Genomic DNA, 12,779 nt, shown 5'->3' with positions numbered 1-12,779 from the left:
GACATACGTGGCATAAAAAAATGGACGTCACTGTTATCTCTTTAGACATAAGAGAAACAGTAACGTCCATTATCATTATTTAACTGCTATACTCACTTTCAGTTTCTTGCCTTTAATTGTCGTTTTTTCCATCGCTTCTAAAACTAAAGAGCCTTTTCCATTAAGAATATCTACGTAGGACAAATGATCTTGGATCGTAATAATTCCGATATCATCAGCAGTTACGCCTGGAATGTTGGCAATTGTACCAACGAAATCGACTGCGCGAATCTTTTTCTTTTTTCCCCCATTAAAATGCAGCTTCATAATTTCTTTATTGATTCGTGCTGTTTTATTATTTCGCACAACTCGGCGACCACCTATTTTTTCATTGAAGTCCTCTCTTTTTCCAGCTACTTCTTGTTGTGTTGGTGCCTCAATTTTAGAAATTTCAAACCCAATATATCTCTCAATCGCTCTAAGATATTTATCCTCATAAGGAGTAACAAATGTTAAGGCTTTTCCTTTATTACCAGCTCTCCCTGTTCTTCCTGTTCGATGTACATAGCTCTCTTTTTCCATTGGAATATCATAGTTGATCACTAGACTGATATTATCAATATCGATTCCTCTTGCAGCTACATCTGTTGCAATAAGGTAACGGAAATTTCCCATCTTGAAGCCATTCATTACGGCGAATCGATCCTCTTGCTCCAAGCCCCCATGAAGTCTTTCACAAGTATAACTAGCTGCTTCTAATTCAGCATAGACTTGATCCACATGTTCCTTTGTTCTGCAAAAAATAATGCAGCTGTCAGGATTTTCAATGACTGTCATATCCTTGAGCATGGACATTTTTTCTTCTTCCTTTAGCTCTATCACACGATGTTCAATTGAATTCGTTGTGACACCTGTAGAAGCAATCTCGATCGGAACAGGATTGTTCATATACTGATGGCAGAGTTTTTCTACATTCGCAGGCATAGTAGCTGAAAAAACCATCGTCACTCTTTGCTCTGGCATTTCTTCAATAATGGCTTCTACTTCATTAATAAAGCCCATGTTTAGCATTTCGTCTGCTTCATCAATAATTAAATACTTGATTTGATCTAAAACTAACGTACCTCTTTCAATATGATCCATTACTCGGCCAGGTGTACCGACAACAACATGTGTTTTTTGTTTTAATTCGTCTTTTTGTTTTGCAAACGGTTCTTTACCAAAAACGGCTGTCGTTTTGATTCGTTTGAATCTGCCAATATTCGTTATATCTTCACGAACTTGAGCGGCAAGTTCTCGTGTTGGTGTAAGAATTAATGCTTGTGGCAATCTTTCCTCCCATTGAATCATTTCGCAAATTGGGATGCCAAATGCTGCCGTCTTTCCACTTCCTGTTTGGGATTTAACGACAAGGTCTTGATTTTCCATTGCTCTTGGGATGACTTCTCTTTGTACTTCTGTAGGTTTATCGTACTTTAATAAGTGAAGTGCTCTGTTTATTTCATCACTTAATTGATAATTTTTGAAACTGTGTTCATTCATGTAGTAACCTCATTTATTTGTATTATCCGACTTAATAATAGGATTCTCATAGGAGAAAGATCATATCCAAAAGCTGAATAGATCTATTATACTTGATTCACTCATGTTCATGCCGGAAAAATTCATAATCTGAAATAGTTGGCTAATATGGCGTTTCTTTTTCTTTAATATCCCTTATGAATAGTAACCTTATTTAATAGAGGTTCGTTTGTTTCAATTTTTCTTAATGTATCATGGAAACATGAGATTGCTTCATTTAAATCTGTAACTGCTGAAATATGAGGTGTGATGACAAGATCATTTCTCCTCCATAGTGATGAGGTTTCAGCGAGAGGTTCAGTTGATAGCACATCTAGTACTGCGTATCTAATTTTCCCCGAATTTAATCCTTCAATGAGAGCCGTTTCGTCTACTGTGGCACCCCTGCCAACATTAATAAAAGCAGCACCGTTAAAATGGCTAAATAATTCGTGATTAAAAAGTTGCTCTGTTTCTGTTGTTAATGGCAAGGTGCTTATAACCCAATCCGCACATTCGACTAAAGAATTAGCAACATCCGTTTTCACGACACTTTTGAAATAGGATTTTTGCTTTCCACTCTGCGATACCCCATAAACAGTTGCACCAAATTGATTGAATGTTTTTGCAACAGCTTGTCCAATTTCCCCTGTCCCAAATATGACAAATGTTTGGTCTTTCACCATTTTAGGTGTTTTTTGTGCCCATTTCTTTTCCTTCTGCTTGGCTTCAAAATATGTATGAAATTGAAGATCTTTTAATATATAACTTAGGCAATACTCACTTATTCTTTCGCCAAAAGAACAAATTGTGCGGGTGAGCAGAACATCATTTTCTTCCCAGCCTTCTAGTTCAAGATAGTTATTTACACCCGCATTAAAAGAGTGTACCCACTTAAGATTGGTAAGATTGAAATCAGGACACGGCTTAAACCCAACATACGCGCATGCCCATGTTAAATCCTCTATTGTAATTTCATCAACAGGAATGAACCGAAAGTTTTGAGAATCCTCAGTTAGTAATTGATTTTGAAAAAGTTCTTTATATTCACCGGCTACAAGTATATTTTTAATTTGCATGACAAATCCTCCATTCAGGTTAATCGTTACAGAGATCCTTTTATTAGATAACTTTATTAATCTATTAGCGTGATTTGGTCGTTTATGTTCTACTAAACTCCTTTTTAAATGATTATACATAATTACCTCGTTTGGTAAACCGGAAATTGTTTGAGAAGAAGCAGCTACTCTATAATCGGAATCTACAACCTATTGGAAGTCTATAATGTTATCGTTTTTCAAAGAAATGATATGGTCATATTAAAAAGAATTGTTTTTTGTACTGACTAAATATCATCAAAAAACTATGCTTCTATAGAAGAAGCATAGTCTAAATAGCCTATTTTTATATGTAAGTAAATGAACTGCTTAACATCCTTAAAATATGAAGTCTCGGAGTAAAAATAAATAAATCATTAAAGTTATTATCAATATAGTCTCCAATAATAGTAAGGGCCTTCCTAATACGTTCAACTAATATGGCAGTCGTCTTTTCATCGTAAATGAAACGATTAATTCTGAGTAATTCATCTGCAAGAATTTGAATTTCAAATTCATCCGTAAGAAGTGATAATCGATATAGTTTTTCTTGGTTTGAAAGATAAATATTATAGGCTTTATGACTTTTCAAAACATAATCTGTAAAACTCTTCAAGTTTTCTGCCAGCATATTTGCTTTTTCTCTCTCATAATTCATTTATGACTCACCTCTTTTTGATATGATTATTCAACTTTAAAGAGGTGTATGATAAAACCCTTCACGATCTTTTCTTACAAAAAATTGATTGCCAACCCATTTGTTCATTTTCCTCAAAAAAAAGAACATCCCAATCCCCAAATACAGCTAACAACTCTTTAGATTGTAATTTATATTGTTCCGAAACACCTTGACTGTCTATTAATGATGTTTGATAAAAGGTTTCCATGAACAAATACCCCTCATCTTTGATCATTTGTTTGATCAAAGGAAATAGCGAACGGTCAAGATAATAAGTAAGGATAACTACATCAAAGCAGTTAGCTTTCCCTTGAAAATAGTTTGCATCTGTAAGATCAGCTATCTGTGGTTGGATGGTAAGATGATATTTTGAAGCCTGTTCATTAAGATAACCAATGGCCACATCCGATATATCAATGGATTGGACATGATAACCCAAGTTAGCTAAAAACAAACTATTACCGCCAAGACCACAAGCAAGATCAAGTGCAGTTCCACCATTTAGGTAATGAGAGAGTCTTTTTAATCTGGGGTTTGCTGTAGGCTTATTTAGTTTCTTCATACGTTCGTTGTGTTTAGAGTTCCACTTAGTCTTACTGTTCATTTGTTACTCCTTTGTATAAATTAATAGAATATATTAATCAACTTCATTGTTCGTATCGATTCTTCATATCCATCTCATTTTTACAAGATTACGTGAGCTGATAAGCAAGTTTCATGCGACTATTACGATATATTTAATTAGTGAATACTGTGTTAGCATATTGAACATGGTATGTATCATTTAGAACCTGTTACTTTATTGCACCCGTTCCATTTATGTCTATGTCTAAGGAAATATCAATGTTTGATTCTGACAGAGCTTCCCCCCATTGCTTCTCTACTTTTTTATATTGTTCATATTGGAAGGCTCTTGCGTAAATTCCGAGCCCAATTGGATCAATTTTATTTTCTTGGATTTTCTCAATAATTGCCTCAAATCGAGATAGTAATTCTTTCTCAATTAGCTTTTTTAATTCTGCTTCCTTTACCTTGTCTTTGGGAAATATTCGTTCGATAATATTCACTGTCATTGAAATCTTATAGTTGAAATGAAATTTCCCCTGTTTGTAATTGGTCGTCACTTTAGATTTCACCTTACTAATATCGATGCTCAACATATTCTTATTAAAGATCCCTCCCTCATCAGTAAATGTCGTTATTGGAATGGAAAGGGTAAGCTCTTGCTTCTGCTTATCCATTAAAATAAGTAGAAATGATGTTTCTTGTATACTAAGTGCATCGACATATTTTCCATTTTCCTCTAATAATACTACTCCAACAAATTTAACATCATTTTCTTTTATTATTTTCGGTAATGTTGGAGTCATTCCCTTTTCATACATTTGTCTATGAAGCACCTGGAGATTGCTTTCCACAGTCCTCGTTCTAATATAGTTTTTATCAATGACTTCCTTTAAATATAATGGCATTTGAGGTTTATCATCCGGTTCATAAAAAATCACTTCAGATACAGGGCCGTCTACTACTATAACTTTTGTATTTATAGAGAATGACGGATTCCGATACACCGTATCTAGGATAGAAAACCATCCTTCATGTTCGAGTACACGTTTTCCTATTAGTAATACTTGAATTTTTGCAGCAGTCACCTCTCCCGTTGCCAAAGCATCAAAATATTTCCTAGAATCACGTATGGTTGCTGCCTTTAATTGGTAGGTTTCAATATTTTTCTTCGCATCTTCATTAAATACAGGACTCGATTCGGAAATGATTAGATTCATTTCATCATCAAGGTCAACTCCGAGTATCAAAGAAATCGTTAAGTCCTCTAGAGGGATATTTCTTCCACAGCTTGAAAGTAAGGCAACAAGTACAATGACAAAAATTGAAATACAACGGCGTTTCATTGCATTGCCCTCCTTTTAAAAAGTCCATGCAACCAAACGTATCCCCATAAACATAGTGGAAGGCCAAACGCAAGTATCAAACCAATTTGTTGAATATATTGTTGAAGGATTGTGTTTCTCTCATAGGTTGGAGGAAACAATACAACAAACATACATTCGACGAGCAGAAACCAAAATAGATGTCTTTTATGATCCTGCTTTCCAGCCAATTGACTCGTACAAAAAACAGTCATAAACATAAGTGGCAGGACTGTTGTAGATATCACAAATAAATAAATTGACAAAAACACAATTTCTAGACGTTCTATAAATTGAAATTCAACAACCTTTAAAATATTTATTGTTGGTTCCTTATATTGAGTAATTTCATCTGGACTATAAAAAACAAACGCCCCGATGGTGATCATTAAGAACGCGAGCAAAGAAATCGTATTAGCAATCACAATTCCCATAGAAGCTTTCTCCTTCCTTTGTAAAAAAGGATAAAGGAAAAACGCAATCTCGAAGCCAATAAAAGAAAAAATGGATGTTTTCACAGTATTTAAAATTGGCTCCCAACCTTCTTTAACAAGAGGAAGTAAATGAAGCCAGTTGGCATGTTTCAAAGGAATAAAATAAATGATAATAATCCAAAGTGTCATGAAAAAAATAAGTTCAGAATACCTGCCAAGTATACTAATGTCTTTACGCACAATGAGATAGCTAGGAATTGATAACAACAAAATAAATATATAAATCTCTGTACGTGGCAAAATCCAAGCTTGGATAAAGAGAGCTTCTCTAATAAAAATAACATTGGCTAATAAAGCAAAATACAATGCAAATATAACATGACTAGCCTTCCCTATCCATTTTCCAAAATAATGGGATAATAGATCTAGAATTGTCCCATTTGGGTATTTCTTCATTATCTGTATAATAACCAAACTAGCTGCTATTGAAAGAAACCAACAAATAATAATTGCTATCCAACCATCAGTACCTGAGTTTTCAGCTAATTCACGAGGGAGCGTCAATACTCCAACCCCCATTTGTACACCATGAATTAGAAAAATATATTGCATCAATGTAATTTTACTTTTTATCACTGTTGGTCACCCTTTTGATGATTAGCATTAGCTTTTTTCATTTGAATGGCTTTTGTACCTAAAGGACGCCTTTCAATTGCCCACTGTGGAAATCGAATGAATAAATCTTTCCAATCAGATATTTTCAAAGGGGCGATCGGACTGCCATAAGGTGTTCCTAATGATTCAAGCTCGATGAAATGAGCGAGTAAAATCATGAAACCAACGATAATTCCTATAAAGCCAAAAAATGAAGCAAGAATCATCATTGGAAAACGGACGATTCGAATAGCAGAACCCATTTCATAATTAGGAATAATAAAAGAGGCGACAGCTGTCAAAGCTACAACAATCACCATTATATTACTGACAATGCCTGCCTCTACAGCAGCCTGACCAATCACAATACCACCGACAATGCCCACTGTTTGTCCAATTTTAGCTGGGAGTCGAATCCCTGCTTCCCTTAACATTTCTAGAGTAAGCTCCATAATAAAGGCTTCAATATAAGGTGGAAACGGAATTTGTTCTCTTGATGAACCTATGGATAATAATAGCTTTAGTGGAATAACTTCGAAATGAAAAGTAATGATTGCGATATAAGTCGCTGGCAGAAATATTGCGATAATAAAACCAAAATACCTCATTAGACGAATAAAAGAAGCGACCATCCAACGTGAACTATAATCATCAATTGTTTTGAAGAAAGAATCAAAGGTTACTGGGCCAATTATGACACTAGGCGATCGGTCTACCACAGTTACAAATCTACCTTGGAGAATTTCTGCAGCTGCATAATCAGGACGCTCTGTCAATAAAAGCTGAGGGAAAGGAGAGTACGGATTATCCTCAATATATTCCGCAAGCACACCTGCATTTAATACGCTATCCACATTCACTTTCTGGATTCGGTATTCAAGTTCCCTCAACACGTCTGGATTTGCGACATCGGCTAGATATAAGATAGATAGCTGCAATTGTCCCCGTTTGCCAACAGTTATTTCTTTTATTTTCAGTTCCCTGTTGTGTATTTGTTTTCGAATTAATGCTATATTTTCACTTCCGGTTTCTGTGAATCCAATATGAGCACCTGTTAAAGATGATTCAATTGTCGTATCCTCAATTGCCCTTTTAGGAAAATCAGGTGTATCGTAAATATAGGCTTCAGTTTGTTTTTCTACAAACAGTATGCATGCCCCGTTTAAAATCGCACGCTCAATTTGTTGCCAACTAGTTGCTTTTTTAATATGGCCAAGTGATACATTTAGTGCCTCAGTATTAATATCCTGACCATCCTCAAATAAAAGTGGATGCAAGACATGATTAAAAATTGACTTACTATCAGCGATACTGCTTAAGTAGACTAAGACTGCCTGGCTCTGCGTTTGTTTTATTACTAAACTCCTAATAATGAGATCTGGTGTATCACAAAAAACGGACTGAATTTCCGTAATATTTTCCATTAAATCGGAGCTGATTTGGCCTTGATGGACAAAATCATTAAATTGTTGAGAAGGACTAGGTTTCTTCGAATATCTCCGAGAAAATAGCATTAAGTGCCCCCACCTATTATTTGATAGGTTAGTTTTTATCTTAAATTGGAAAAACATGCATATAATAAAGGAATAATCTATGAATTAACAGCCTTTTTTTTTATGAGTTGTGGCATAATTAACAAAGAAAAAAAGCACAAAAAAGGCACAACAAGTAAGAAACAATCTACCTGTTGTGCCTTTTAAATTATGATTAACGATTGTAGAGTTAAATATCCATCAATATAGGAACAATCATCGGCTCCTTTCTCGTCTGTTCTTTTACAAATTGTGCGATTTCCCTTTTTATTTGTTTTTTCATGACATTCCATGAATATCGATTCGCTTCATGGAGTTCGTTAATTATATCCATCGTTCGTTGTTTCATTTCTTTTCGGAGTTCAGAGAAATTTTGATCGACAAACCCACGAGAAATAAATTCAGGTTCGGCGAGGAGTTTTTCTTCCTGTTTGTTCATTGGGATAATAATCATAAGCATGCCTTCTTCTGAAATTTTTTTACGGTCACGTAAGACAAATTCCATATTCCCCACATCCACTCCGTCAACATATGTGTTTCCATTTGGGATTGTTCTCGTACTTTTGGCAATCGAATGCTCTATATCCAAAACCTCTCCATTTTTCAAGATAAATGTATGGCCATCTTCCACACCGACCGATTCTGCAAGCATTCGGTGGTGATACAGCATTCGATATTCCCCATGAATAGGAACAAAGTATTTGGGTTTCATAAGGGTAAGCATGAGCCTTAAATCTTCTTGATATCCATGCCCAGATACATGCATGCCTGAACTACTGCCTGATCCGTAAATGACATGAGCACCCAGTTTATATAAGTTGTCAATAATGCTAGTTATATTCCGTTCATTTCCAGGAATAGGCCCCGCAGCTAGGATAACCATATCTTCAGATAATATTTCTACATCGCGAAAGTTTCCCGTAGAAAGACGACTAAGAGCTGCCATCGTCTCTCCTTGGCTCCCCGTGCACAAAATAGTCACCTTTTCTGGAGGCATGTCATTAATATCACGGGCATTAATTAACATCCCTTCAGGAACTGTAAGATACCCATGCTCCATTGCAACCCCAACTACATTCACCATCGATCGACCTAGCAAGGCGAGTTTTCGATTCGTTTTCATAGCTGCATTGAAAACCTGGTGGATACGACTCACATTTGAAGCGAATGTCGATACAATCACTTTTCGTTTTGCCCTCATAAAGATCTGTTCAATATTTTTACCGACCGTTTGTTCGGAAGGGGTATACCCAGGACGCTCTGCGTTGGTACTTTCCGATAATAGCAACAGCACTCCTTTACTACCTATTTCAGCCATTTTATGTATATCTGGTCGCTCATTATTCGCAGGGGTCAGATCAAACTTGAAATCTCCTGTATGAACAATCGTTCCTTCTGGCGTATTAAATACAACCCCTAAACAATCAGGAATGCTGTGATTCACCTTGAAAAAACTTATATCCATTTCACCTATGGAGACGACCGATTCTGAATGGACTTCTATCCGTTCACTTTCTCGTAAAATTCGGTGTTCCTTTAATTTGAGTTCAATTAGTCCAAGAGTAAAACGAGTCGCATACACTGGAACATTTATTTTTTTCAAAAAGAATGGGACACCACCAATATGATCCTCATGCCCATGTGTAACAATTAAGGCACGCACGCGGAGCTGATTTTCGATTAAATAAGAAAAATCGGGAATAATCAAATCGATCCCTAATAAACTTTCATCTGGAAATTTATTACCACAATCGATAAGTACAATATCATTACCATATTCTATGGCATACATATTTTTACCGATTTCATTTAAACCACCAAGGGAAAATACAGATAACATATTCCCTTTTGATTCCATATTCATTCCTCCCAGGCTTTAATATGGTTTAGTATAACCTAGGTTATTACTATGTAATCTTCATCTTATCGACATAAGAAATAGGAATATTTCCTTCTTGATAGGAATGCCACTCATTATTTTTACCGATAATTAAATTAAATTCTTGTTAATAAGTCTAAAAACTCTAAATTTTACTAAAAGTCTGATATAATTATCCTATTCAACTCATTTTTTTCAAAAATTTGATTTGAATGAAATCCTCATTTGTAGAAACCCTCGATTTGTTAAGCTGCTGCAAGAAAATAGTTCGTTGCATCAAAATGAAAGAAATAAGGAGGCTAATCTATGTACGAAATCAAAGATCAAGAAAAATTATTTATTTACACAGGTCCAGATGGATCAGGCAGGAAAACCATTGCCAAAATGGTAGCAACTATGTTTGATATGGAAACTGTTCTCTCCTATACGACTAGACTCCCACGCCATTATGAACAAAATGGAGAAGATTATCATTTTATTGATGAGTTATTATTTAAAAAGATGGAAGCCAATCATGAATTTCTTGAAAGTGTTGAGATTGATGGATTCTGTTACGGCATTCGAGAAGAAGATATTATTAAGATTTTTGAATCCAACTCCTATGTGTATTTAACATTAAATCCAGAAGGCACTGAGAAATTAAAAAAGATGTATGGGAATCGTGTCATTAGGTTTTTTATTTTTGCAGACCGGGATACCGTTATAAGTAGGCAAAAAGCTAGGCAAGATAATGAAGAAGATATTAATCGACATATGGCGCATTATACAGAAATTATGGGTTATAAAACTAAATGTGAATATGCCTTTGAAAATTATGATTCCCCACAAGTGTCCTTCCAAGTGAGTGAAGTTGTTGAAGGAATACTAGATCGCGATATTATTATTACTGATTATTAATTTAATAGTAAATTAGACAAAGAGTTGCTGTTTAAGGGGGCAGGAAAAAAGTCCCTTGAAGAAAAAAAGGTATAATCCCTCTTATTAAGAGAGACTATACCTTTTTTTAATTATGTTAACACTTATTTTACAAGCTCTAAATCTACAGGAATAAACTCATCGACAGTTTCTCCATTAGCAATTTTTAAAGCAGTTAATACCCCTTGCTGACCAATATCAATTGGCTTTTGTGCAACAGTTGCTGACATATTTCCACTTTCTACAGCCTTAACCGCATCGTCTGTTGCATCAAATCCAACAACAATCACATCCGTTAAACCAACTGCTTGAAGAGCTCCAATGCACCTAATGCCATTTCATCGTTATGAGCAAAGTGTGACAATCAATTTCTTCTCTATCCTTGCTTGGCTCTTACAATTCCTTCATTCACTCGATTCCTCATTATGAATAAGATAGTGAAAAACAAAGGATGAAGTCATATGCCTGTTTCATTGCCACTAAATATTCATACACTTAAGACAAGTGATGGTAAAAATAAAAAAGTATTTTATCCTCAAGTTATTGATGCAAAAAATCAGCAATTCCAAAAGTATATGAATCAGATGATCGTCCATCAGGTTCAGCTATTAATAAATGAACAAGTACAAGGAATGCCTTCTTCAGTCGTTGAAATGCTTGGCTCATATGAAATGAAAAATAATCAGCGTGATGTTCTTAGCCTCACACTCTCCAATTATACGTATCATGATAAAGCAGCACACGGGCTCACATTAATAAAGTCTTTAACCTTTGATCAGAAAAAAGAAAGATTATGTGAGCTTAAGGATTTATTTAAGCCTGGAAGTAATTATGTGAAAAGACTTTCTGCCTTAATTCAGAATCAAATAAAAGATCGTGAAATTATGCTGCTTGATCATTTCACAAAGATTAAGCCGAATCAAGATTTCTATATTGCAGATAAAACGATTGTCATCTTTTTTCAGCTTTATGAAATAACACCTTACGTATTTGGCTTCCCAATGTTCCCTATTTCAGTATATGATCTTATCGATATCATTGATGAGAACGGGCCACTCGGAAGAATGGCAGAAAATAATTAATCGTCTTCGTTCAGCTTGGCGTTTCTCTTTAGGCTTTCTTATTCACCATGTTTTTGGGAGTCTCCCCATTAATCGCTTGATGAAGATTAGTTGCAGCAACTTCTGCCATTTTCACTCGTGTTGTAATGCTTGCACTTCCGATATGAGGAAGTGTTACTACATTTGGCAAAGTAAGCAATGGATGATTTAATGGCAGTGGCTCTTGTTCAAATACGTCTAATCCAGCTGCCCAAATCTCCTTATCAACGAGTGCCTGGTAGAGGTCATGTTCGTTAATGATGCCTCCACGTGCAGTATTTATTATAATTGCCGAATTCTTCATCATCCGAAAATGCTCTTTTCGAATCATATTTTTTGTTTCCGTTGTATAGGGGGTCATAATGCAAACAAAATCAGCATTTCTGAGCAATTCTTCTATTGATGTATATTGTATTCCTAGTGCCACTTCTACTTCCGGCTTCCTATTTCGATTATGGTAAAGAATATTCATATTAAAGCCTTTCGCTCTTTTAGCTAATGCTTCGCCAATTCTCCCTAAGCCAATGATTCCAATTGTTGATTGATAAATATCTTGCCCTGTTAGTAGCATCGGAGACCATGTGCTCCACTTTCCATCTCTTAAATAGGCCGATGCTTCAGGAATTCTTCTAGCTGTAGCCATTAAAAGAGCAAATGTAAGATCTGCTGTTGTTTCAGTTAAAACGTCCGGTGTATTCGTTATGATAATCCCTTTTTTAGAAGCAGTCGCTATATCAATATTGTTATAGCCTACTGCCATATTGCTTATCACTTTAAGCTTCGTAGCCTTTTCAAGCAATTCCTTATTTATTGTTTCAGTCAGTAAGCAAAGCAAGCCATCTGCATCAATGATCTGTTCCTCAAGTACATCTTGAGGAACAGGTGAATATTCATCATCCCAAATGGAAACATCACACGTTTCTTCTAATTGATTTATGATCTGAGTGGGTATTTTTCTTGTAATAAATATTTTTGGTTTTAGCGTAGCTTTATTCAACATTGTGGCTTTCCTTTCCAAATTC

The 12,779-nt window shown here is 35.3% G+C and carries 11 protein-coding genes and 1 pseudogene; 2 read left to right on the top strand and 10 right to left on the bottom strand.

Features of this window, described 5'->3' with window-relative positions:
- Positions 1–75: 75 nt before the first annotated feature.
- The 8 genes from J2Z40_RS02000 to J2Z40_RS01965 form a co-directional block, all read right to left on the bottom strand.
- Positions 76–1,521 carry a DEAD/DEAH box helicase gene (locus tag J2Z40_RS02000; RefSeq protein WP_066394183.1) on the bottom strand — a complete coding sequence of 482 codons (1,446 nt, stop codon included), beginning with the start codon at positions 1,519–1,521 and terminating at the stop codon, positions 76–78.
- 164 nt (positions 1,522–1,685) lie between these two features.
- On the bottom strand, positions 1,686–2,618 hold the full coding sequence (locus J2Z40_RS01995) for a D-2-hydroxyacid dehydrogenase (RefSeq protein WP_066394189.1): 933 nt from the start codon (positions 2,616–2,618) through the stop codon (positions 1,686–1,688).
- A gap of 325 nt (positions 2,619–2,943) precedes the next feature.
- Positions 2,944–3,294 carry a hypothetical protein gene (locus J2Z40_RS01990; RefSeq protein WP_066394190.1) on the bottom strand — a complete coding sequence of 117 codons (351 nt, stop codon included), beginning with the start codon at positions 3,292–3,294 and terminating at the stop codon, positions 2,944–2,946.
- A 61-nt stretch (positions 3,295–3,355) separates the two neighbouring features.
- Positions 3,356–3,919, bottom strand: coding sequence for a class I SAM-dependent methyltransferase (locus J2Z40_RS01985; protein ID WP_066394194.1), 564 nt, complete (start codon positions 3,917–3,919; stop codon positions 3,356–3,358).
- Positions 3,920–4,109: 190 nt separating this feature from the next.
- The gene (locus J2Z40_RS01980; RefSeq protein ID WP_066394197.1) at positions 4,110–5,225 is read right to left on the bottom strand and encodes a Ger(x)C family spore germination protein; all 1,116 of its coding nucleotides are present in this window, start codon (positions 5,223–5,225) and stop codon (positions 4,110–4,112) included.
- The gene (locus J2Z40_RS01975; protein WP_083953892.1) at positions 5,222–6,313 is read right to left on the bottom strand and encodes an endospore germination permease; all 1,092 of its coding nucleotides are present in this window, start codon (positions 6,311–6,313) and stop codon (positions 5,222–5,224) included. Before J2Z40_RS01975 ends, J2Z40_RS01980 begins: the two co-directional genes overlap by 4 nt.
- Positions 6,310–7,845, bottom strand: a complete 1,536-nt coding sequence (locus J2Z40_RS01970) for a spore germination protein (RefSeq protein WP_066394199.1) — start codon at positions 7,843–7,845, stop codon at positions 6,310–6,312. The genes J2Z40_RS01975 and J2Z40_RS01970 overlap by 4 nt, the downstream gene beginning before the upstream one ends.
- A 208-nt stretch (positions 7,846–8,053) precedes the next feature.
- Positions 8,054–9,721, bottom strand: a complete 1,668-nt coding sequence (locus J2Z40_RS01965; protein WP_066394201.1) for a ribonuclease J — start codon at positions 9,719–9,721, stop codon at positions 8,054–8,056.
- A 327-nt stretch (positions 9,722–10,048) separates the two neighbouring features.
- Here J2Z40_RS01965 and J2Z40_RS01960 point away from each other — a divergent pair, with 327 nt between their 5' ends.
- A complete protein-coding gene (locus J2Z40_RS01960; protein ID WP_066394206.1) occupies positions 10,049–10,639 on the top strand; it encodes a guanylate kinase in 591 nt (196 codons plus the stop codon).
- 122 nt (positions 10,640–10,761) lie between these two features.
- Here J2Z40_RS01960 and J2Z40_RS01955 read toward each other — a convergent pair.
- Positions 10,762–11,012, bottom strand: a pseudogene (locus J2Z40_RS01955) (substrate-binding domain-containing protein); the annotation flags it as partial.
- A gap of 106 nt (positions 11,013–11,118) precedes the next feature.
- Here J2Z40_RS01955 and J2Z40_RS01950 point away from each other — a divergent pair.
- Positions 11,119–11,739 carry a DUF3298 and DUF4163 domain-containing protein gene (locus tag J2Z40_RS01950; protein ID WP_083953893.1) on the top strand — a complete coding sequence of 207 codons (621 nt, stop codon included), beginning with the start codon at positions 11,119–11,121 and terminating at the stop codon, positions 11,737–11,739.
- Positions 11,740–11,767: 28 nt separating this feature from the next.
- Here the strand turns inward: J2Z40_RS01950 and J2Z40_RS01945 are convergent, their stop codons facing one another.
- The gene (locus J2Z40_RS01945; RefSeq protein WP_083953894.1) at positions 11,768–12,757 is read right to left on the bottom strand and encodes a 2-hydroxyacid dehydrogenase; all 990 of its coding nucleotides are present in this window, start codon (positions 12,755–12,757) and stop codon (positions 11,768–11,770) included.
- Positions 12,758–12,779: the final 22 nt, after the last annotated feature.

It is taken from the genome of Cytobacillus eiseniae, from assembly GCF_017874625.1.
Classification (GTDB): Bacteria; Bacillota; Bacilli; order Bacillales; family Cytobacillaceae; genus Cytobacillus; species Cytobacillus eiseniae.
The sequence above is the reverse complement of the archived record's forward strand: the minus strand, read 5'-3'. Positions and strand labels throughout refer to the sequence as shown.

What these genes read in the sequence shown, in the direction of transcription:
- J2Z40_RS01945 (WP_083953894.1), bottom strand. Translation starts at nt 12,757, where the DNA reads ATGTTGAATAAAGCTACGCTAAAACCAAAAATATTTATTACAAGAAAA.
- J2Z40_RS01980 (WP_066394197.1), bottom strand. Translation starts at nt 5,225, where the DNA reads ATGAAACGCCGTTGTATTTCAATTTTTGTCATTGTACTTGTTGCCTTA.
- J2Z40_RS02000 (WP_066394183.1), bottom strand. Translation starts at nt 1,521, where the DNA reads ATGAATGAACACAGTTTCAAAAATTATCAATTAAGTGATGAAATAAAC.
- J2Z40_RS01970 (WP_066394199.1), bottom strand. Translation starts at nt 7,845, where the DNA reads ATGCTATTTTCTCGGAGATATTCGAAGAAACCTAGTCCTTCTCAACAA.
- J2Z40_RS01985 (WP_066394194.1), bottom strand. Translation starts at nt 3,919, where the DNA reads ATGAACAGTAAGACTAAGTGGAACTCTAAACACAACGAACGTATGAAG.
- J2Z40_RS01990 (WP_066394190.1), bottom strand. Translation starts at nt 3,294, where the DNA reads ATGAATTATGAGAGAGAAAAAGCAAATATGCTGGCAGAAAACTTGAAG.
- J2Z40_RS01960 (WP_066394206.1), top strand. Translation starts at nt 10,049, where the DNA reads ATGTACGAAATCAAAGATCAAGAAAAATTATTTATTTACACAGGTCCA.
- J2Z40_RS01950 (WP_083953893.1), top strand. Translation starts at nt 11,119, where the DNA reads ATGCCTGTTTCATTGCCACTAAATATTCATACACTTAAGACAAGTGAT.
- J2Z40_RS01965 (WP_066394201.1), bottom strand. Translation starts at nt 9,721, where the DNA reads ATGGAATCAAAAGGGAATATGTTATCTGTATTTTCCCTTGGTGGTTTA.
- J2Z40_RS01995 (WP_066394189.1), bottom strand. Translation starts at nt 2,618, where the DNA reads ATGCAAATTAAAAATATACTTGTAGCCGGTGAATATAAAGAACTTTTT.